19 protein-coding genes and 1 tRNA gene are annotated in these 19885 nt (G+C 47.2%); 17 read left to right on the top strand and 3 right to left on the bottom strand.

Going from position 1 to position 19885, the window contains the following annotated elements:
• Positions 1 to 120: 120 nt before the first annotated feature.
• The 3 genes from actS to AC4ICF_RS18845 all read left to right on the top strand — a co-directional run bounded on the left by actS (position 121) and on the right by AC4ICF_RS18845 (position 1902).
• Positions 121 to 864 carry an amidase activator ActS gene (gene actS / locus AC4ICF_RS18855; RefSeq protein WP_041908359.1) on the top strand — a complete coding sequence of 248 codons (744 nt, stop codon included), beginning with the start codon at positions 121 to 123 and terminating at the stop codon, positions 862 to 864.
• An 80-nt stretch (positions 865 to 944) separates the two neighbouring features.
• Positions 945 to 1018, top strand: a tRNA-Gly gene (locus AC4ICF_RS18850).
• Positions 1019 to 1575: 557 nt separating this feature from the next.
• Positions 1576 to 1902 (top strand): GrlR family regulatory protein, encoded by a 327-nt coding sequence (locus tag AC4ICF_RS18845; RefSeq protein WP_055322107.1) that lies wholly within the window; start codon positions 1576 to 1578, stop codon positions 1900 to 1902.
• Between the two features lie 35 nt (positions 1903 to 1937).
• On the opposite strand, the gene AC4ICF_RS18840 is transcribed toward AC4ICF_RS18845, so the two are convergent.
• On the bottom strand, positions 1938 to 2636 hold the full coding sequence (locus AC4ICF_RS18840; protein WP_055322106.1) for a DUF8453 domain-containing protein: 699 nt from the start codon (positions 2634 to 2636) through the stop codon (positions 1938 to 1940).
• Positions 2637 to 2788: 152 nt separating this feature from the next.
• Here AC4ICF_RS18840 and AC4ICF_RS18835 point away from each other — a divergent pair, with 152 nt between their 5' ends.
• From AC4ICF_RS18835 to AC4ICF_RS18785, 11 genes are all read left to right on the top strand, one after another.
• Positions 2789 to 2995: a hypothetical protein gene (locus AC4ICF_RS18835; RefSeq protein WP_154591466.1), complete on the top strand. Its 207-nt coding sequence runs from the start codon at positions 2789 to 2791 to the stop codon at positions 2993 to 2995.
• Between the two features lie 2507 nt (positions 2996 to 5502).
• Positions 5503 to 5949: a hypothetical protein gene (locus AC4ICF_RS18830; RefSeq protein ID WP_491466124.1), complete on the top strand. Its 447-nt coding sequence runs from the start codon at positions 5503 to 5505 to the stop codon at positions 5947 to 5949.
• A gap of 250 nt (positions 5950 to 6199) precedes the next feature.
• On the top strand, positions 6200 to 7111 hold the full coding sequence (locus AC4ICF_RS18825; RefSeq protein WP_491466123.1) for a DUF6945 domain-containing protein: 912 nt from the start codon (positions 6200 to 6202) through the stop codon (positions 7109 to 7111).
• 15 nt (positions 7112 to 7126) lie between these two features.
• Positions 7127 to 7600, top strand: coding sequence for a hypothetical protein (locus tag AC4ICF_RS18820; RefSeq protein WP_491466122.1), 474 nt, complete (start codon positions 7127 to 7129; stop codon positions 7598 to 7600).
• 114 nt (positions 7601 to 7714) lie between these two features.
• The gene (locus tag AC4ICF_RS18815) at positions 7715 to 8170 is read left to right on the top strand and encodes a hypothetical protein (protein ID WP_491466121.1); all 456 of its coding nucleotides are present in this window, start codon (positions 7715 to 7717) and stop codon (positions 8168 to 8170) included.
• A gap of 46 nt (positions 8171 to 8216) precedes the next feature.
• Positions 8217 to 10352 (top strand): chemotaxis protein, encoded by a 2136-nt coding sequence (locus tag AC4ICF_RS18810; protein WP_491466120.1) that lies wholly within the window; start codon positions 8217 to 8219, stop codon positions 10350 to 10352.
• Positions 10353 to 10969: 617 nt separating this feature from the next.
• On the top strand, positions 10970 to 11311 hold the full coding sequence (locus AC4ICF_RS18805) for a hypothetical protein (RefSeq protein ID WP_047039314.1): 342 nt from the start codon (positions 10970 to 10972) through the stop codon (positions 11309 to 11311).
• Between the two features lie 18 nt (positions 11312 to 11329).
• Positions 11330 to 12364, top strand: coding sequence for a major capsid protein (locus AC4ICF_RS18800; protein ID WP_316383096.1), 1035 nt, complete (start codon positions 11330 to 11332; stop codon positions 12362 to 12364).
• Positions 12365 to 12445: 81 nt separating this feature from the next.
• Complete coding sequence (locus AC4ICF_RS18795) at positions 12446 to 12649, top strand: hypothetical protein (RefSeq protein WP_055322424.1); 204 nt, start codon at positions 12446 to 12448, stop codon at positions 12647 to 12649.
• Positions 12650 to 12798: 149 nt separating this feature from the next.
• On the top strand, positions 12799 to 12975 hold the full coding sequence (locus tag AC4ICF_RS18790; protein WP_154591467.1) for a hypothetical protein: 177 nt from the start codon (positions 12799 to 12801) through the stop codon (positions 12973 to 12975).
• Positions 12932 to 13399, top strand: a complete 468-nt coding sequence (locus AC4ICF_RS18785; protein WP_058686808.1) for a hypothetical protein — start codon at positions 12932 to 12934, stop codon at positions 13397 to 13399. Before AC4ICF_RS18790 ends, AC4ICF_RS18785 begins: the two co-directional genes overlap by 44 nt.
• Before the next feature lie 40 nt (positions 13400 to 13439).
• Here AC4ICF_RS18785 and AC4ICF_RS18780 read toward each other — a convergent pair whose 3' ends face one another.
• Positions 13440 to 14633: a tyrosine-type recombinase/integrase gene (locus AC4ICF_RS18780; protein WP_055322426.1), complete on the bottom strand. Its 1194-nt coding sequence runs from the start codon at positions 14631 to 14633 to the stop codon at positions 13440 to 13442.
• A 204-nt stretch (positions 14634 to 14837) separates the two neighbouring features.
• Between AC4ICF_RS18780 and AC4ICF_RS18775 the strand changes: the two genes are divergently transcribed.
• Positions 14838 to 16790 (top strand): site-specific integrase, encoded by a 1953-nt coding sequence (locus AC4ICF_RS18775; RefSeq protein WP_046883079.1) that lies wholly within the window; start codon positions 14838 to 14840, stop codon positions 16788 to 16790.
• Positions 16791 to 17868: 1078 nt separating this feature from the next.
• Here the strand turns inward: AC4ICF_RS18775 and AC4ICF_RS18770 are convergent.
• Positions 17869 to 18789, bottom strand: coding sequence for a hypothetical protein (locus AC4ICF_RS18770; RefSeq protein WP_046883078.1), 921 nt, complete (start codon positions 18787 to 18789; stop codon positions 17869 to 17871).
• A 224-nt stretch (positions 18790 to 19013) separates the two neighbouring features.
• Between AC4ICF_RS18770 and AC4ICF_RS18765 the strand changes: the two genes are divergently transcribed.
• Both AC4ICF_RS18765 and AC4ICF_RS18760 read left to right on the top strand, forming a co-directional pair.
• On the top strand, positions 19014 to 19571 hold the full coding sequence (locus tag AC4ICF_RS18765) for a recombinase family protein (RefSeq protein ID WP_046883077.1): 558 nt from the start codon (positions 19014 to 19016) through the stop codon (positions 19569 to 19571).
• Between the two features lie 108 nt (positions 19572 to 19679).
• Entirely contained in the window at positions 19680 to 19817 is a 138-nt protein-coding gene (locus AC4ICF_RS18760; protein WP_368277803.1) for a hypothetical protein, read from the top strand.
• The last annotated feature ends 68 nt before the right edge of the window (positions 19818 to 19885 follow it).

The raw sequence follows: 19885 nt of genomic DNA, 5'->3' as shown, positions 1-19885 counted from the left end.
CAGGGAACATTATACGGCATTCTTATACGAACGGTTTGTCTCCTGGAGCGGAAAAGGGCTGACCCATATCTCTCCGGGCTGGTATCATAGTGCGCCATTCACGCTGACCGAGGATCTGTTTTGTTTGCAGGAAGCCTGACGAGAAACCCCATCATCGCCATCTTTTGCCTGACGTTGACGCTATTCCTGGCAGGCTGTTCAGGGAGCAAATCATCGGATATGGGTAGCTATTCCGGTTCGGTCTATACCGTTAAGCGCGGGGATACGCTGTACCGGATTTCGCGCGCAACGGGGACCAGTGTGAAGGATCTGGCGCGCCTGAATAACATCTCTCCGCCGTACACCATCGAAGTGGGACAAAAGCTGAAGGTGAACGGCAGTTCATCCTCGGGCAAAAAATCCTCATCGAAAGGCAAAACCGCCAAAGTGACGCCGTCCTACCAGGTACCGCAATCGTCATGGCCGCCGGTTGGACAGCGCTGCTGGATTTGGCCTGCCAGCGGTAAAGTTGTTGCTCCTTACTCACTCTCTGAAGGTGGTAACAAGGGTATTGATATCGCCGCTGCGCGCGGTACGCCGGTTTATGCCTCCGGGGCAGGGAAGGTGGTTTACGTCGGTAACCAGTTGCGCGGCTACGGCAACCTGATCATGATTAAGCACGGCGAAGACTACATCACGGCCTATGCGCATAACGACACGATGCTGGTCAACAACGGTCAGAACGTGAAGGCGGGGCAAAAGATTGCCACGATGGGCAGCACGGGAACGGACTCGGTGAAGCTGCATTTCCAGATTCGCTATAAAGCGACGGCCATCGATCCGCAGCGTTATCTTCCTGCGCCCGGCAGCAAACCGAAGTGCTAAGTGATTATTTAATCGCCACTTAGTGGTGAAGAGGCTTGTATGAAAAGGCGTAAGGTCTATAATGCCTTACGCACCTCAAAGCGGGCGTAGTTCAATGGTAGAACGAGAGCTTCCCAAGCTCTATACGAGGGTTCGATTCCCTTCGCCCGCTCCATTCTCCTGATAAATCAAAAGGTTATGATTTATCAGTTAGTTACGTTGCCCCGCTAAAGCAGGTACAACTTAAACTACCCATTGTTCTACGCCCGCACCTGTCGCGTGATTGGTCTGTGGTACAAGGGAGCATATCATCACGCTGGCGGTGGTTCCAAGTTCTTACCGCGACAGTACAACAACGAACAAAAAGCCGCATACCTGGCATAACTCCCAAAACTTTCAGTGAAGCGCATTTTAGCCCGATGCCCCCATATTCCACACGTCGAGATGATGTTGCAGGGGATAAACAGGTTTATGGTGGTTTTGGTACTTGCAGACCATATGCAAGCTCTGCCAGCGGTTCGGCCTCGCTCCTTCGGGTACATGGTCATCCTGATAAACTTCACTGTCTGACATATCCCTGATGTTGTCGCTTGAAGCTCCGCTTGTTGTCTTACCACCAACGGGGCTTAATGGGTTCTATTGACTTAGTTCAATTTTTTGCTGTTTTTATGTTCAATTGGTTGCTGTATGATATTGATGCAATTTTGCAGATATCTATAGGTGATATGCGTTATGAAAGACGGACTTTATTCTGTTTTCTTTAGAAGCAACACTCAAGATTTCGGTGCCGGGGTTGTATCAGTTAAAAATGATGGTGTTAATGGTGGCGATTATGCCTTCTACTATCAAGGACAAATAATCAGCAATAAATTAAAACTGCACGTAAAACAATTTAATCCTTCTGGTCAATCTGTTTTCGGTCCCTTAAATGACTTTTATTTGCTCTTGACTGTAAACGAAAAAGATGCGAGCAGCTATGTCCTTGAAGGAAGCCTGGAAGGAAATTCCCATTTGAACTTACAGGTTTTAGCAACAAAAATTTCCGATTTGATTGGCTGATATGTAGAGTTAGAGGGCTTTACAGCCCTCATTTATTATGGCTTATTATTCTTTCTCTTTTCCCTTTCTGCTAAAACATTTTGATACCATTCGTCACGTGCTTTTTTCTCTTTATCTCTATCACGTGAACTATAACTATCCGTTTTTATCTTTTTGGAACCTTGTGAAATAGGTCTCCAGTCATCTCTTATTTTTTTAATTTGCTCTGCAATTTGTGTGACTGGGCTACGTGAACCTAAATAGTTAATTCCATCGAAAGATGACATGTCATACTCATACTTATTATATTCTCTTTCTGTTGAGTCTGCTTTTTTTGACCAGCTAATTGTTACATTGTATGTATTGCTTTTGATTTGATTATATTCACAAAGGTTACTAGATAAAGTTTGCCCGTTCTTTAATACACTGATTTTTCTAAATGGAATGGAGTGATGGTTGTTTTCTCTATATTCAGCATTAATCAGTGGCGGATCAAAGTCAATCTCAATATTATAAGCTGGAGCATTGCCCGTGTTTGCAACATTAATATCAAAGTAAAAGGCGGCCCAGGTATTTGGTTCAAGGGTGACAACGACATGCGGCTGAGATGAGGCTTCAACCATACGCGTAGTTTCTTTGGCTAGTAACTTTGTTACCCGCCAAAGAAAAAAAGTTGCTACTGCTGTTAAAATGGCTGCGACTGAACTTATGAATGTGCTCCATTTTTCTAGATGAGATATCAAGAGTTCAAACATTCTCTTTCCTTTTCAAGTTTATTGTACTCATATACAAGTAATAATTTGCATATGCAATATCCAACAACTCAATAACTTAGAGTTTGTTGTATAGTGCTAATAAAGGAGGCGGATGCCTCCTCGCCTATTTTGTTTTTAGATTACTTTGCGATATGAATCACGGATACCATTTCGATAGCCATCAGCAAACGCTGCCTGAGGGCTTTTATGGCGAACCGTTCCCGCTTGGCTATCAGGAAGGGCTGTTAAGTCAACCCAAGGCTGGCCTGTGCGGGCTAAACCAGCACGGTAACCCTGGTCGTAAGCGCAGCCGCAACATTTGTGGCGACCTTCACCACCTTGATCGTCAGGTAAGCTGATGAAAAGAGTATTGTAACGGTGTGATTGTTTACAAATAGTCATGCATTGCTCCTTATGAGCGTCATTTTAAGGTTTACATGATCCTCTTTGCCTGGCACAATCAAGCCGTGAAAAATGAAGGCAAGGCTAAGATTCATACGAGTTTGGCGACTCGTATTGGTCATGCTTTGTAAGCCGGGTTCATGCAAATGAATCCGGTTTTTTTATGCCTAAAATTCAGGCGCGGCACTACATGTGGGGGTGGTCAATCAATGGTGCCCCCACATAGTCGATATTCTAGTGATGATTCTTTTCTGCACAAGGGTTGATTTTGACGTTAAATTGAGGTTGTGAAAGGGTAAAAATGCAAGACCCTACACAGCATAAGGCCTGGAAGACATGTCAATAATTAAGAAAAAAAATTCAAAATTTGATCGAGTGCTGATTTCTTCAACGGGAGGTCAGAATTGCGCAACATGATATCGCGCAATCTTTATAAGAATAATGAATGTTGCCCGTGGTTTTGATAGTTGCGTGCAACATATAGATAACATATATGTGTGCGTAACGATGGAACTAAGAATGTACCCATAACAGTTGGTGATCTGCTAGACCGTCAGCCCAGACCCTCGGTGAAAAGCGCTTTTCTTCACCAAATATCGCTACGTGATGCTTTCAGCGACTCGCCTCACTGCAACAAGCAGTGCAGTTACACAATGCTGCTTTGGGCTGACGCAAGGGAGATAACTTGATGTTTTGAAGTGCCTCTGTTCACTAATTGTACAGCCATTTAACATATTGTATCTTACATGTACTTGACTGGAATAGTCAGGTATTGCTTTTCGGAGCGTTGATGCGAAGCGGGGTACACAACAGCGATTTCACCAACAGAAGGAAAGCATTCAGGAGGATTCGAGGTGATTTCTCTTGTTCAAGGATTTTGGATGAGTTTGCCTGGTCATCAGACAATTTCAGGTTTCAGGCCTTTGAAGCTGCCAGCGCATCAAACATGATGAAAGAGCATTATTCTCTTTATCAGCAGAAAAAGAGCTACTACGGCGACGTTACCACAACGGGCTGAAAGTCTGCCATCACCAAGCGAAATTCTCCCGTCCTAGCCGTCACCGCTTCGTGTCTTTTCCCACACAAGTGTGAACTGCCCCACCAATGGCCCCGTATGCTCCACCAGAAGCGCTACAGCGCGTTATCTCCACACAATCGTGAACTGACTCACCCATAGCACAGCGCCACGCTGAGAGGCTCTCACAGGCCCAGAAATGGATGATTTTTCGTTGATTTTGCGAAGAAAATTAATTTTTTCGGTATGGAAGGGCGGATCGGTGATTGTGTTTAGCCACACCGCGAGTGACATATTTAACGCATCCAGCACTGGCGCGGCTTCGTTGTGTACATCTCGATATAACGATCACCACATCCCACAAGTTAGCAAGTGACTACAACCCCACAATAGATGGTAGAAATGGCGACTTAAGGAGCACTTAATTCGATTTAAGCACCATTTATATTGCAAGGCGATTAGCCACAGGCTAACCCGCTGGCGGGTACATTTAATATCCCTTGGTGCTGTGGGCCATTGAGAAGCAGACCACTAAAGAAAGGTAAGTGGTGAGATGCTCTCACATGGGGGTAAAAATACCCCTATAGGAATTTGAATGTAGGTAAATACACCCCTATTGAATTTTGGTATGGGGGTAAATATACCCCTATAGAGTGCCAGCAATGGGGGTAAAAACACCCCACTAATAAGACTCTTTTTTAAGACTGATAAAACCCATAAAGACTTTTAAAACCATGTAAGACTTAAGGTCAAGATCTTAAGACAGGTCAAAGACTGGTTGAACATGCGTTCAATTGTTGGTGTTAAGGAGTGGTGTCTTATCGCTCCGCTCTGAATGGCTGTGCCACTTCAGATATGTGTGTGGTAAGAAGCTCTCTTCGATGACGTGAACAGATCCGTCATCTCGTGACCTTCTAACCCTCGTTAACCCATCGCTACGCTCTGCGACTCGGGTAACCCGACAGCCTACGGCAACAGCGCGTAACGCTGCTCTGTGTGGGTATGCGAACTTGTTCGCCATATGTGGATCGGAGCACGGCGGAGAGGACTGCTTTGCATCTGTCCGGTTCACTCCAGGGCGGCGCGGGTTAACTAACAAACTAACTGACCTCCTCAACGCCTCTCTACGGCGTTTAAATGGTGGTGGCGATGCGTATGTACTCCTATGGTGACAGGTCCCCGCAGAACGCGTTTCAGAGCGATTTAGCCCTATTGACAAAGATTTCGGTAGTTGATAATGTGATGCTGAGGTATTATAAAGTTCACTAAAATAAAGCTTTCTATTTCAAGTGAAAACTGATATAATAAATAGGTAGGGTAATGATTTACCTATGAATCCTCGAATAATTCTGCCGTCATCACGACATTCCTTGTCAACCTCACGGCAATACAAAATGGGTTACAAATAGAACCTCCGCGAATAATTCTTTTAACAGAACGGAGAACCCAATGAATAAACCAAAATCCCAACGTCTCGACCTGACCACTATGACAGGCGAGCAGATCGCTGATCTCATCCTGAACGGCAAATACACCAAGTCCGCGTTATGGGCCTTCATTAGTAGGAACGGTGGCGCGGATGCTGTACATGTTCGATTCCCACAGATCGCCGTCTGTCTTCATATTTTGAAGCAGGAACGGAAAAAGGCGAAACATGCACGGGCAGTGAAGTCGGTGCTGAAGCCTCTGAGCAATCAACGTGCCGCAGGAATGGAATTGACCGAAATTCTTCGCCCAATTCTAGAAGGTCACCGCCAACTTTACCTGAGTAAGCTCAATCTAGACCTGACACCAGAGCAGGTCATTATGCTGCTCGTCGCTGTCAACGGTGCTGAAGAACTGGAATCCTACGGTTTCCCACTGATTGGCGAGTTCCCGACAGCAACCGCAGCTTAACAACACTGAACAAAACCTGAGCCGGTTCGCCTTCTGGGCGACCACTGGCGAGGTTTCTTTTGTACCTAATTGAGGAGGATTTTTGATATGAAGCTGAGCCTGGATGACGAAACATACGCAATCCTACGTGAAGAGTCTGATCGGCTGGGGATGCCAGTTCCGAGGATGATCCGGAACATGTGCCAGAACCTAGCGAAACACATTCAGAAACGCAATGAACAACCACTGACGAACCCACAGGGAGAACAACATGAGCCAGAACGGAAACACCAATGAGCGTTTTTATAAGAGCGAGAATCGCCTTTTCCATGCAGACACGGTTACAAATAAATCCACTGGTGAAGTGGTTGAGATTAGCAATTCACTAGAAAAATTATACACATACATGCTTAATCAGTATCGTTTCTGGAGTGGATTAAATCAACCATTTGCTGAGTCGCAGGAGCGTCTAGGGACCGTTGCTCGAATCGGTGACGCCAAGAAGAAAACAAAGCCTCAGATCGATAAGCTGATCGCTCTTGGTCTGGTTGAAATCACTGGAAACATCGGGCGTTGCAATATTTACAAAGTGATCGATGTTGATAAGGTCGCTGGAAATCTTGAGTTTTCCTACCCAGAGTGGGCTGGAGAACCAATGTATGACCATGAGAAACGCTTAGGAAAATCTAGTCAACAGCCAAAAAACGAGGAGAAAAAAGGTGATGGCGAATCTGATCAGGGCGGTGCTGGAAAGCGAGACGGCGTACCTCCTGTGGGTGTTCCTGTCGATGCTGATCTATCCGGTAGTGATGATGCGGTGAGTGGTGGAAATGTAATCCAATTCCCAGCAGTCAAAAGCCCAGACCCGCTCCAGATGGCTGATATCGATACCCTCAACAACTGGGTAGAAGGCTACGACGATGAAGGATTTATGGCCTATGGTGCGACGTGGGGGATAGAAAAACCTGGTGCGATAACAGACCTGATAAAGAGCCATATCAGAATCATCCAGAGCGGTGGATACAAAGGATCGAGGTCTGCCGCTAATGATATTTCATCCGGTGCTGATGCTTATTACAAACAGCAGCAGGCGCAAAGAGCAGCCGAAGCGAAACAGGTTACTAATGCCCCGCAGCAGCAAGAGGATGAGCAGCTTGAATTTAATGATGACGAACCGTTTTAGCAATTGGAGGAATAATTGTGTGATGTTGCCAACGACCTAAGCGCCGAAGAAGAAAACCAGCTTTCTCGCCTGTTCTCCATCCTGGAGAACCCGACATACAAATCCCGGTCTCAACCTTCCGACCTGGAAACTCAACGCAAAGCTCGTTTGCTATTGAATAGAGGTTTTTCACCGCAGGTTGTTGCAAATACACTAGATCTTCCGTTTGCTGAAGTCTGGCGGCTCGCACGTCAAAAACAAGCGGTAACCTGGGCGATGATGACACCGACAGCCCGGACAGAATTTGTCCGTGAAATGTGGTCACATCGGATGCACCCGGAACAGATCCGCAAGCGTTGCGATGGTCTGTCATACGTAAGCCTTCGATATTACCTGCATAACGCCGGGATCACTGACGCTGAAATGTTGGGGTACTACCCAGACGTGTTCGAGAATATCTGTAAGCTGCCGACAGTGAAGAAGAAGCGCACCAAGCGCAAATCCAAATAATCCCACATCGGGAGCCAATGAACTTTGATTACATCTTTTTCCTGCCTTGGGGCTGGGTGGCGCTTCGTCACGTCCTGATCGGCGGGATTATCCTACTCTGGAGATACTATAAAAATGACCACAATAAAAGAGCGGATTTTTGCCGCCATGCACGGCATGACACCGGAGGAATACGAACTCCAAAAAGCGCGGGACAATCTGAAGAGCGTCACCGATAACTTTCTGGATCAACATCCGGAGTTGCTCAAATCAGCCCCGGCTGAAACACCCACGGATAAACGGGGCGAAGCCCTCTCGCCAATGCGAGACAAGGCCCTGAAGGGTGAACCTTTGGTTCATCTTGATTCCGTATTTCCGGCATTTAAAGCCGGGGAATCAAGACCGGATAACACCTTTGGTGCTAAACAACGGATTAAAAAATCGTTGGGTGCTGATAGCCGTCCGGTTGTCTCACATACCGCTGATCACATCGATCCTGAAATGCTGGCGAAAGCTAAAGCAGCGGCTGCTGCTCTTGCAAAATCCGATCCTGATCGTTACGGCAATATCATCAAGCAGCAGGGGGTGTAATGACACAAAGTGTTTCGACCAAGAGTCAAACCTCCAAAGGAGACAAATGATGAGTGGGACCAATAAGATCGTTACCAGCACCGTTAATGAAATCTCGTGGATCACAGACGATGCCTCATATCAAAAAGCCAAAAAGAAGATAATTTCGCTTAAGGCTGCTCATGAGAAACCAGCTAAAGCGCTTGAGAAGGCCCAGAAGAAAGTGCAAGCCTCAGAAGGCAAGGCAGCATTAGCGGCTGCAAAAGCCCAGACTGCGAAGCTTCGACAGGCTGAACAATTGTCAAAACAGCAACAGAAACAAGCTCAGGTACAAGCCAAAATGGAGCGGGACGCAATCGCCCACGCCAATAAAATGACCTCATTACAGGCTCGCCAGTTATCCCAACAGGAACAGGCAGCACGTCAAAATGCCCGTTTAGCAGCAATATCTGCAAAAGTGCAGGCCGCAGCCAGATCACGAGCGATGATCTACAACCCAAACCTGGGCGGTCAACATTACGATCCCGGTCTTGTTTCTCGTCAGACTGAAGCAATGAACCGTGGTCACGGCGCTGTTGCTGCTGACATCGCAGCCACCAAAAAGGCGATGGCCCTGGAAGAGAAGCGCCAGCGTGAGAAAGAGGCAGGCCTTAAGCGCGAGGTGACTTATTACAACAGTTTGCGCCGTAGCGCTCTGACTCTGGCAAACGTGAACGGCGCTGACGTTGCAACCCGTTATAAAGCCATCAGTGCAGCAAAAGAGGCACTTAAAGCCCAGAAAGAAGAGCGCTATACGGTCGAAGAGACCCGCTTCGAAATGGCCCGTATCACTACAGAATTACGCAAGCAGGCTCGTCTGCAACAGCGTATTACCCGTGAGCAGAAAGCCGCAGGTGTTCGTGCTGGTCGTGTACGCACAGAAAGCCGTGGTGGGAGTGTAGGTCTTGCTGCCGCTGGTGTAATTGCAGGTGGTTCCCTGATTGGCTCAATGGGAGTTGCTCGTGTTGGTCAGACCCTCCAGGGGAGTCTTGAACGCTCCAGAGAGGCGCAGCAATTAAGGCAGTATGACATTAGCCAGCTTGAATTTAATGCTATCCATGACGTTGTACAGAAGCGTACAGGGTACGACCTGACCGTAGATAAGTACGCCTCAATGAATAAGGATTATTTTGAGAAAGCAGGTGAGCTACTGAATACCGGTTCCTTTAAAACTAACAAGCAAGGGGTAACAACATTCAGCGGGGGCGGTGAGCTTGCCGACCTGGTGAGTGCGGTTCTTAGCAAGACCAACCAGCGAACAGCCCAAAAAGTTATTGATGAACTCCAGAAGCTGGATATGGGAACTTTCGTTACCTACGTCCGGCAGTTGGGTAAACAATTCGGCTGGGGGGAAAATTCTATGCGCCATTTTTTGGAGGCCATAGATGATGGATCGGTGCTCCTCAGCGGGCTTACAGGGGAGGGTGACGAGGTTATTGCCCGTATGCATCAACTCGCTTCTGAAGGATGGACCATATCTGATGCACAGCAGGCCAACCTTGATAAGCTGGCAGCTTTGGGTGCTGAGTACAACCGAGTACAAACCAGTCTTGCGGATCACTTCTCAGCCTCGTTTGTTGAAGGCCTGGGGCAGTACGCTGCCAATACTGACACTCTACGTCAGAATATGACTGGACTGATCCCAATTTCCGATGCCCTCGGCGTTGCACTTGGTGAGCTAACCACCAACATTCTCTCCTTCGCTGGTCGAGTCGGTGAAGAACTCAAGAAAGGCGCGACATTGCCGGATGCGGTTTATACGAGCGTGGTAGATGACTCCGCAAACGGTGCTGCCGATTGGATTAAGGAAAAGACCGGATTTGATCCACGTAGCATTGGTCAGACGCTTAAGCAGATTTACCCGTGGCTGGATAGTTCAGCACCGAGCAATATCGGCTCAGGTACGGCGTACAACGATCCAGCACTAGCGTTGAATGTTCCTGGTCTGAACTATCTGACACCCCAGCAACCAACGTTCACGGTTCCGACAATTGATAGCATAGTTCAACGACAGCCGATCCCTGTCAGTGTGACCGGGCAAGCGAACATTAATCAGCAGATGGATGTGTTTGTCCATGACGATAAGATCGCAGGGCTGGTTGATACCAAGATAAGGGAAAACAACCAGGCGCAGAATAACCTAATCCTTGGGATTGCAGACTAAAATCATCGTTCCGTCAAAAATGACGCAGTAAATTGGCCCACACGAGAGAGCGCCGTTAAATTCGCCATGTTATTGTTTTTGTTGTTGCAAATGATAATCATTCGTGTTAAAATAATTACATAGGGTGATGATTTAAATTGTATGTGCGTACAACAGCCGTTGTCATTCCTTCTCCTTACTTAAAGTGCCTGTGTGAACACCGTGCGGGCCTTTTCTCATACAGCCAATAATCCGCACTCTCTCACGGGAAGGTTAGGCCATTGCCGCTGGCTGTATCAGAAAAGCATCGCAGAGCGATTAGCCAGCAGGCTAACCCGTTCTCGTGTGTAGAAAATTTCCACCTAAGGTGGATTTGCCAAAAGTCCTGTCCTCCTCGGCGGGCTGTCAGCCGGACACTAACGGCATCAGGTGGCAACGTTTTTGGGCTTCCTTACCCATTCTTTGGAGCGTTGCCGCCTCCTTATTCCTACCAGTGAAATCCACACCGGACCTCTTTCCGTCCGGTCACTTTTTTCATCGGAACAATTCGAAAGGCTGGCCCTGTCGCCGTTTACGGCTCAAGCAGGCGCTGGCCTTTTGTTTACATAGCTATGTGAAATTTAACGGGAGTTAATTATATGAAAATGGGAAGCCTTGAGCGCTCTTACAATGACGTGATCGCGTATGCAGCCGATCCGAATTTTGACCGCAAGACTATTACTGTCGATCTAGCTGTAGAAGTCCAGCCGGGTAGTTGCATTACCAGCACTGGAGCTGCTTATGTCTCTGGTGATGACTGCCTGCTGGTCCTGAGCCACCACAGGGCGGAAGATGCTGCTCATATCATCGTTGCTGATCGCGGGATTTACATCAAACAAGACACCATCACCGCTGTTATGGGCGCTACCGCTGGCGCTAATGCTATTGCCGCACTCACCAAAACGGGCGCAATCCGTACTAGCGCACCGGACGCAGAATAATAATAAGGAGAAGACAACATGGGACTATCAACCAATTTCAGCTACGCGGATTACACCAACACCTTTGTGAACATGGATGCAAAGAACACTTTGCTGTCCACGCTTAATGTTTTCAGTGATCGTCAGACTTCTGCAAGTCCGAAGGTGAGCCTCGATATCATTGATGAAGTCGCTCAGAAGGTGGCAAGCTCTGTTAATCGTTACGGTTCAGAGTGGTCAACCATTCCTAAGCGTAGCGCCAGCAATCACCTGATCGAAGCACCGCTTTATGCTTATCAGGACCGGATTACAGCGGCAGACGTGCAACCATATCGCAAACCAGGCTCCGACCTGCAAATGTCTGTAATGGATGCGGTCACTTCTTCTGCTGTCGCAATGCACGATAAGTACATGCGTACTAAAGAGAAAATTTTCGCTGACGCACTCTTCCGAAATACTGTCGAAGCGACCTACACCCAGCAGCCGATCATTTCCTGGGAAGATGAATTTGGATACCAACAGGCAACCGGAACGATCAAAACCAGCGTTAGCTCTGGTGACCCACTTCGCAGCCTCGATGATGCTGTAACCGCTGCTAAAGTGCGCATGGGTGGCCTTGCTGGTCAGCTTGACGGCTTTATCCTGTTTGCTGGTAGCAATGTTTATCGCGGCATTAAGTATCACCCTGATGTTCGTCAGAATGTTCAGTTCGGTGTGCTTGATCGGGATGTTCTGTTTAACAAAGAAGTGCTTCCGGCGTTCTCAACATTCATTATTGAAAATGTCCGAGTGGTGGAAGTCACGGATCAGGCACTTTACGGAATTGGTCCGGATGAATCCTTCCTGGTTCCACGCTTTAGCAAACCGCTGTCTTCGGATATTGCTCTGCCCTTCGGGTATGTGGCAACGGCTACCAGCCGCAATCTGGATCTGGCATTTGCTGATCCGGTTGATTTCCGTATCTGGAGCGTACAAGACAAGTTTAAGAACGTTGAGCTATTCGCGGAAAGCTCTATCTTGCCTGTTGTGTACCGTCCGGATTTCACTACACGACTGACGAACGACGCAGCGTAAGACAGCGGATTTTGGGGCTGACCATTCGGCCCCACCGTGAAGAATTGCCTGAAAAGGCGGGGCAAAGAAGAGGAAATTACTATGAAAATTCAATTCCAGACGAACAACGGATTCCCGTTGCTGACTGTTGCAGACGAGCGCGTTTTAGACTTTCTGAACGTCAGCGCCGTGTGTCGGTTCCTGAAGGTTCCGCGCTCCTCGTTCATGATGGACGTTGAACAAAACGGGCTTGAGAAGGCTATTAGTGAAGCTCTGTTGAAGTTAAGAAAGAATAAAAATTGTTAATAATCAATATTTTGGCATTTGTTGTCAAAAGAATCATTGTGTTTGTTTTTCGCGCATTTACTTGACACTCTGATGTAGATTGCGTAGGCTGAACATAAAATAATTGTTGAGCGTGTGTTCGGCATTTCTATCAACCAATGGAGGCGAATATGATCCTTGAACGTGACAAGAAAAAGTTCGTCGCTTCCCTTGTTGCACTTTCAGACAAGGTGAGCAGTAAGTCCTTTTCTGGAGCACCAAAAGAACAAGAACAAGCGCTGATCGACTTTTTCAAGGAAACCAATGAGCGCTTCGCAGCAACCTCTAGAGAGAACTTACATATCTGATGTGAAGGTTAACACCCTTTTCTCAGTCATTAGCGATCAGTTTGGTTATGACGCCAAAGATTGGGCCAAGGAAATTGTAGCGCTCATGAATCTTTGGAAAAAGAACGGATTCATAGAGGTGTACCAAACTAAAGAGGATCGCAAGTTTGGCCTCATCAAAGATTCTAGTATCAATGAGCGCGGTATAATTAGCCCCTATTACATTGGTCTTTTTCATGCAAGATTAATTGACGGTGATAATGATCCGTTAATAATTATCAAATTTCATGAAGTTGAAGGTGATCATCCTTATGCTGATATGAAATTTATGCTCGACCATTGTGATATCTTTGGCGACAAGTCTCAGAAGTTCGATCAAGCTCAAATGCGATTCATATGGAAGCAAATTGATGAATTCATTCAGCAAGCAGATGGTACTCTCTGATACCGATTAAAGGTGCCTTAAGGCACCTTTTTTGTTTATATTAAATATCATATCCTACTAACTCCACATACTCAGATAGCTCTTTCATCCCTGCGCCCTTGCTGTAGGTTCTGAATGCTTCGGTTTTCGCTTTCTGTTCGGTGTGTCCAGTGACGGCTCCGATCCGTTGTTCTGGCACCCCTGCACGGTCTAAGCAGGTGATGAACATTCCCCGTAGGCTGTGGAAACATTGCCGATCTGTAGCTGTTGGCAAAACGCTATCACGCAGCCGGGTGAACTTTTGGCTGTACCACGGCCCCCGTTTGCCATCCTTACGAATGATTTTGTTTGACTGTTCCAGCAGATATTCACCGCTGTTGTTAGCCAGATGCTTATCAACAATCCCAATCAGTAGCGAGTGGATCGGAACATACCGCACCCCCGCGAGTGTTTTTGACTTACTGACGAAGAAACACCGCACACCCTCTATCATGACAATCTCTTCCCGCTTGATGCTGGCTATCTCATCAAGTCGCATTCCAGAGTAAAGCCCGATCAAAATGACATCACGTAAAACGTCATCAGCTTCTCTGACAAGGGCTTGCAACTGTTCAGGTTTAAACGGCTGATAACTCTCTATTGTGCGACGTGCTTCGAGGTTATGACCGTGAAAAGGGTTGCTGTCTGGTATCGCGTCGTAGCGGCGTTTGGCGAACTCGTACAGACTTCCCAAAGAGGTTAGCCAGTTCTGAACGGTCTGAGGTGCTGCCTTTTTGTGTTGGTCTTCGATGAAATCAGTAACGGCTCTGCGTCCGATCTTGTTCAGACCAATATCAACTTTACCGATACTCTGGAGAAATACTTCCACCGCTCGGGCTGATTTGCTGAGTGTGGAGAATGCCCGACGTTCGCTATAAACCGTCATGTATTCATCACGTATGACTGCCAGCGTTGGTATCGGAGATACTGTTACAGGCGCACTCTTTGCCTGTTTTATAGTGGTGTGGAGTGTGGTGATCGCATTCTGGATGCGAATGTCTTCACGATCAGGATTCAACAGGGCTTTCAGGTTGTTGAACTCAATCAACATGTGATTTCTGAAGTGTCGAGCCTTAAGAATGTCTTTTGTCCCAGTGGATTTTCGCCAGGCTCGTTTATTCTCGAACAGGTGACGCATGTACGCAGGTACAAAGACCTGAAAGATCCATACGCCCGAATGACTTTGAAAAAGATACTGATTGTTCTTGATAGACATGATTTCGATCCTCTAAAATCACGCCATCAGGTACAGCCATATGTACAATGTCGGGATGGAGTAACGAGAGCTTCCCAAGCTCTATACGAGGGTTCGATTCCCTTCGCCCGCTCCAGAATTCCCCTAACGTATTAATTCCACTATCTTTTTCTAAACCATACGTGACGGCGCTCGTGATCCTCCTACAAAGGGGTCATACAGCCGATGGCGCAGCGTGATAATCTATATCGACGTCCAAGTGGTATCTATGTTCTGCGGATCACCGTTCCGGTTCGTTATCGCGCCCTGATAGGGCAGCGCGAAATTCATGCATCTACCCGCACAACCCACCTTGCAAATGCCAGAGCTATTGCCGCGTGTTTGCTGGAGAAGTGGTATGCGTCTCTGGAAGAGTTCAGGCAAGTGGATAAAGAGAAGATCAGGGGCAATGCCCCATTGTTGACTGGCGCTGGCAAAATCAGCCTGGCATTGTTTTGCGATTCATTTGGGGTTGGGGTTGAGACTGTCGTCCAGCATCTTCTGGCAGACAATGTGCCGCTGTATGCCCTTGTGTCGAACCAGCGTGGCTTTCTGATTGATGATTTCAGCACGCTTGAGCGTGATCCTGATGCGCATGGGTTCGTTTTGAATAACATTGCGTATGACGGTGCTGAGGCTGCGGTGAACGGCTATATGCAGCTTTATCAGCCGCAGTTTGCCCTTGTTGAATTGCTGAACGGGCGAGAGGTTGAGGTTACGGCATTCAGGGCTAACAACGGCAATCCTCTTTCCCTCTGGTTGTTGGATTTACCCGGGGTTACGCTGAATGCAAATTCTTTGTTCATCAACAACGTGCAGGCTGAAAAACTGCGTAGCGCCTGGGAAAGAGCGATTGCGAAATCGGAACCGACATCAATCACCTCACCAAAAGCTTCTACAGTGTCATCAACAGTGCTTCCTGCGGCCGCTACCATGAATCCGTATTGCAATCCGTTGTATGCGAGTATGACGGTTTCAGCATTGCTGAAAGCGTTTCTGGTCTACAAAAATACGGGTGATATCAAGTTAGCCAGCGAGGGTAAAATTCGCTCCAGAATTGAACACTTCACGGAGATCATGGGCGATATGCCCTTGAGTGAGCTGGATCGTGATGTTGTGAAGGACTACGTCAACAGAATGCAGAATATGCCCGGCAATCTGTATTTGATGCGGCGAAAATACAAGATTTCAGATACGCATAAGCTGATTGAAACGGCGTTGGCTGATGGTCAGCCGGTCATGAGCCGAGATGCGATTGGCAGGCATATTGAATCACTCGGTTCTATGCTCAAATGGGCTAAGAGCGAACGTTATCTTTTTGATAACCCTGCTGAGAATGTGCTGGCTCAGCGCCGCGTAATGGTGCGTGAGCAGGATCGCCGCGACCTCTTCACCGACGAGGAACTAGAGCAAATTTTCTCGGCTGACTGGTTTGAAAAAGGCGCGGGAACGCCCAATCAATACGGACGTTATACGAGCTTCCGCCCGTTTCACTACTGGTTGCCTCTGTTGGCATTATATGTGGGCGGGCGCATCAATGAGCTTTGCCAGCTTTATCTGACGGACATTCGCGAAGATAAAAATGGGGTTGCCTATATTGATTTTAACCTTGATGCGCCGGATAAGGTGATGGATGAAGAGCCGCTGGCTGGCGGCGATAAATCATTAAAGACGGTGAATGCAATCCGTCAGGTTCCAATTCATCCGCGACTTATCGAACTAGGGTTGCTGGAGTATGTAGATGCACTGAAAGCTGCCGGGTATGATCGTCTTTTCCCTGAGTTGAAGCACAACAAAATCAAAGGATATCGTGCCGGCGCCTCAAAATGGTTTAACGAAAACTACTTTGGCAAAGTCCTCGGGTTCCCCCGTGACGGTAAGAAAACGTTCCATTCGCTGCGGCATACTTTTATCAATGCCGTAGACGAGTTTGAGATCAACGAGCGCACGATTGCGCAGCTTGTAGGACATGTTCGCGGCAGCACCACTGCGATGACAACCTATCGTAAGGATGCTGATGTGGGCGAGCAATTTGGCGTGATTTCGCAGCTTCACTACAGTTTGCCTGATATTGCTCAGTTTGATTCGCAAGCGGGTATCAAGGCGGTCATCGACGCGCGGCGCAGACATAAATCGTAAGATGTGCCAAACGCGCCAGGAAGCCCTGAGGCGCGTTTTTTATTAAGGGTAGTGGAAATTATGGTGCGGAATTTGCGGCGCTTTCATAGCACGGCTGGCGCAGCTAGATGAATCAGATGTAACCTTCAACAAGTAGCTACTTTCGGAACATTTTAACAACCTGAGAAGCACGGACATTTATGGCGACTTACCGACAAATTGCCGATGATGTTAAATCCCGAACAGGGAAAACAGTAAAGACATGCTGGATAGCGCATGTTAAGTCATTGCATGGGCTGACTCGCCGCGTATCACCGAACCGGATTAGCACCGAAAGCCGCGTTTATCCTTGTCCTGATAAATGGGTAGCGGAGATCGAGCAATCAATGAGAAATCTGGGCGAGCTTTAGCTTTACCGCGCCTCTTAACTTTTGAGTCTGTTTGGCTCTATAAGGAGAAGCCTGCCGCTGCGGAAAATTTCGGACGCAATGCCTGAGAGAGGCGCTTCCAAACCTAGGAGATCCACTTTTCAGCGCGACAATTTTTCCGGTAGCTTTTGTCGTGTGGGTTAGGGGTTCTGGTGGGTTCTAAGCTGAAACTTCAAGACACCAAGAACATAGTTATTGTGTTGTCTTTTCTTTTAAACTTCTTGTTTTGTTTTTATATGTTTTATAAACCTCTTTTCTGGGGAGCAAAACTAGCCCTAGGGACCAATGCGATGATTTGCAGTGAGGCCCTTGGCTAATCAGGCTTCCAGAGTTGTAACCTCTTTTCTGGGTCCCTGCTTGGATCGGCGATGTGAGCTACTCTGCTTTAAAAAAGGCTCACGACGTAAGCCCTTTGCAAAACATGATAACTCGCTATTCTTATTGGCTGTGCAAGTCCAAGACTCAGCACCTTACACAACCTCACGCACCCTGGCATACGCCGCCTTTCGGAACCAGACCAGTGGGTAACGGTGCGCCCGCTTTAAACCCCGGCTCCGCTAGTTGCAGAGCCTTGTTGATACGCCATTTTGGGTAAGCGTCTGTATACCAAAACCCCAAAATGTATACTGATAGTAACATTTTGAGGCTTCAGTGCAAGAGAGTTATCTTGTTTAGAGTTGTTCAATAAAGCGTTTAAAGGGTGCCGCTGCTCGCTCTCCATGATGCTCTTCCACCCAAAAGGCAAGCGGTTCAAGATTTGAAGCTGTCAGTAATTTTTGTGCAAGCGGTATGATCTCTTGGGCCATGTTAATTTTTGCTTGAATGTTGCTTGCATCTTTGGACAGTTGTGCAAGTTCACGAGACTTCAAATTATCGACATCACAATCTATTAATTGCCTTAGTGTTTGTGTAACGCCACGGATCAGTAGTTCTTTGAGATCATTGTCTTTAGACATTGCTTCGAGGTGGTTAATCGAGCCTGTAACGATAGTAACGTAATAAGGTTGGCCATGGTATTTATCCTCCAAAGACGGATCCATGGAAAAATCCCGCTCTCTTTCTTCTTTCGTTGCAAGACGAGATGAGAGTAGCTCTTTACGTCTCTCCTTAAGCATTTTACGAATTTCGTTAGCCGCTGCCTCACCAATTACACCTCGATTGCGGAGTTTCTCAATACGAGAGTAGATCCAATCAGCCCCTTTAGGCTGTTTCCGTAATCCCTCTACATGCTCAAGGAGTTGTGGTGCTGTTTCTTTTGCCTTGCGGATATTGTCGCGTTGTAGTGAGGTTTTAACATCTCGATCAAACCGCGTCTTCATTTCGACGAAATCTACGGAAAAGTAGTTTTTGCCACAATCTTTTCCGATGTTGGTTTCGTAACCTTCTTTTGTCACTACGATATAACCACGTTTATGCGGTTGATGGCATGTTGTGAGTCCACACGGAACATCTTCTGGAAATTGATAGCTACCGATGATCTCTTTAAGGTCAACGTTTGTAGGGTTGATGTTTGAGCGAAAATGCGGGCGCTCAACGATATCATGCCAACTGCTGATCTCAATGATTCCCTTGACTGTGTTGAGAGCAATCATTTTTGTTCCTTTTTTGGCCCAGAGAATTTTTATGTTATGTCATCCGGTTTTCCGCGGCAACGCTCTGCTGTATGTATAAACAGATCAGGAGTGCCAACAAACGACCGTTTTCCGGCACCCCTTCGCAGGTATCTTACGGAATGTTGAAAAATTAGCCTTGGCAATTGTTGGCAGGCGTCCTATTGTTGACACCGTTTTCTGACAGGTATTGATAGGTGTTGAGAATGGCGATTTTCGGCTACGGGCGTGTCTCTACCGCTCAGCAAGATACGGAGAACCAGAGGTTGGAGCTTGAGCAAGCTGGTTGGATGTTTGACTTTTGGTTTGCTGATATTGTCAGCGGGAAAGTTCAGGCAATTCAGCGTAAGGCGTTTGCTGAAATGCTTGGCAAAATTCGAACCGGTGAAACGCTGGTAGTGGCAAAACTCGACCGTTTGGGGCGTGATGCTATTGACGTGCTCCAGACAGTCCGATTGTTATCTGATCGCGGCATCAAGGTGATCGTCCAACAGCTTGGAACAACTGACCTCACTTCTGCTGCCGGTAAGCTTCTATTGTCGATGTTGGCAGCGGTTGCGGAAATGGAGCGTGATCTACTGATTGAACGCACTCAGGCGGGTTTGTCGCGAGCAAAATCCGAAGGCAAGAAATTGGGTAGACCTTCTAAAATCGCACCAGAAGCCCGTAGAGCGATTATAGAGAAAAAGAGTAGCGGAATCAGTGTCAGTGCGTTAGCGCGTGAATACGGCGTTTCCAGAGCAACTATAGCCGCGTTGCTTTAAACGTTTATCGCTTTTCGAAGCTCTTGGGCGACAACTCGTTGTCTAGCGGTTCTGACTTTCAGACCGCAGGGCTTATCTCAGAGAAAGATTGCCAATGCACTTAATCATTTGGGCATAACTACGCCTCATGGTGGACTTTGGCGATTGTCTCAGGTTCATGGAATAATCAGTAGGTTAGAAGAAAATGTGAAAGAAGAGACTCAGTTTAAAATGCTTTCGGTTGCGTTAAATGAATTCTTCACTTAAAACATAACGGTGTCGCATATGTCGATGTTTATGAAAGAGTTAAGTTAAATTGAAGAGCGTGTTCTTCT

Source organism: Enterobacter sp. ECC_219_Taxon_10, assembly GCF_058354905.1.
This window is presented reverse-complemented; position numbering and strand designations above follow the sequence as displayed.

What these genes read in the sequence shown, in the direction of transcription:
- AC4ICF_RS18830 (WP_491466124.1), top strand. Translation starts at nt 5,503, where the DNA reads ATGAATAAACCAAAATCCCAACGTCTCGACCTGACCACTATGACAGGC.
- AC4ICF_RS18805 (WP_047039314.1), top strand. Translation starts at nt 10,970, where the DNA reads ATGAAAATGGGAAGCCTTGAGCGCTCTTACAATGACGTGATCGCGTAT.
- AC4ICF_RS18780 (WP_055322426.1), bottom strand. Translation starts at nt 14,633, where the DNA reads ATGTCTATCAAGAACAATCAGTATCTTTTTCAAAGTCATTCGGGCGTA.
- AC4ICF_RS18845 (WP_055322107.1), top strand. Translation starts at nt 1,576, where the DNA reads ATGAAAGACGGACTTTATTCTGTTTTCTTTAGAAGCAACACTCAAGAT.
- AC4ICF_RS18775 (WP_046883079.1), top strand. Translation starts at nt 14,838, where the DNA reads ATGGCGCAGCGTGATAATCTATATCGACGTCCAAGTGGTATCTATGTT.
- AC4ICF_RS18810 (WP_491466120.1), top strand. Translation starts at nt 8,217, where the DNA reads ATGATGAGTGGGACCAATAAGATCGTTACCAGCACCGTTAATGAAATC.
- AC4ICF_RS18790 (WP_154591467.1), top strand. Translation starts at nt 12,799, where the DNA reads ATGATCCTTGAACGTGACAAGAAAAAGTTCGTCGCTTCCCTTGTTGCA.
- AC4ICF_RS18825 (WP_491466123.1), top strand. Translation starts at nt 6,200, where the DNA reads ATGAGCCAGAACGGAAACACCAATGAGCGTTTTTATAAGAGCGAGAAT.
- AC4ICF_RS18800 (WP_316383096.1), top strand. Translation starts at nt 11,330, where the DNA reads ATGGGACTATCAACCAATTTCAGCTACGCGGATTACACCAACACCTTT.
- AC4ICF_RS18835 (WP_154591466.1), top strand. Translation starts at nt 2,789, where the DNA reads ATGAATCACGGATACCATTTCGATAGCCATCAGCAAACGCTGCCTGAG.
- AC4ICF_RS18840 (WP_055322106.1), bottom strand. Translation starts at nt 2,636, where the DNA reads ATGTTTGAACTCTTGATATCTCATCTAGAAAAATGGAGCACATTCATA.
- AC4ICF_RS18770 (WP_046883078.1), bottom strand. Translation starts at nt 18,789, where the DNA reads ATGATTGCTCTCAACACAGTCAAGGGAATCATTGAGATCAGCAGTTGG.
- AC4ICF_RS18765 (WP_046883077.1), top strand. Translation starts at nt 19,014, where the DNA reads ATGGCGATTTTCGGCTACGGGCGTGTCTCTACCGCTCAGCAAGATACG.
- AC4ICF_RS18785 (WP_058686808.1), top strand. Translation starts at nt 12,932, where the DNA reads ATGAGCGCTTCGCAGCAACCTCTAGAGAGAACTTACATATCTGATGTG.
- AC4ICF_RS18795 (WP_055322424.1), top strand. Translation starts at nt 12,446, where the DNA reads ATGAAAATTCAATTCCAGACGAACAACGGATTCCCGTTGCTGACTGTT.
- AC4ICF_RS18815 (WP_491466121.1), top strand. Translation starts at nt 7,715, where the DNA reads ATGACCACAATAAAAGAGCGGATTTTTGCCGCCATGCACGGCATGACA.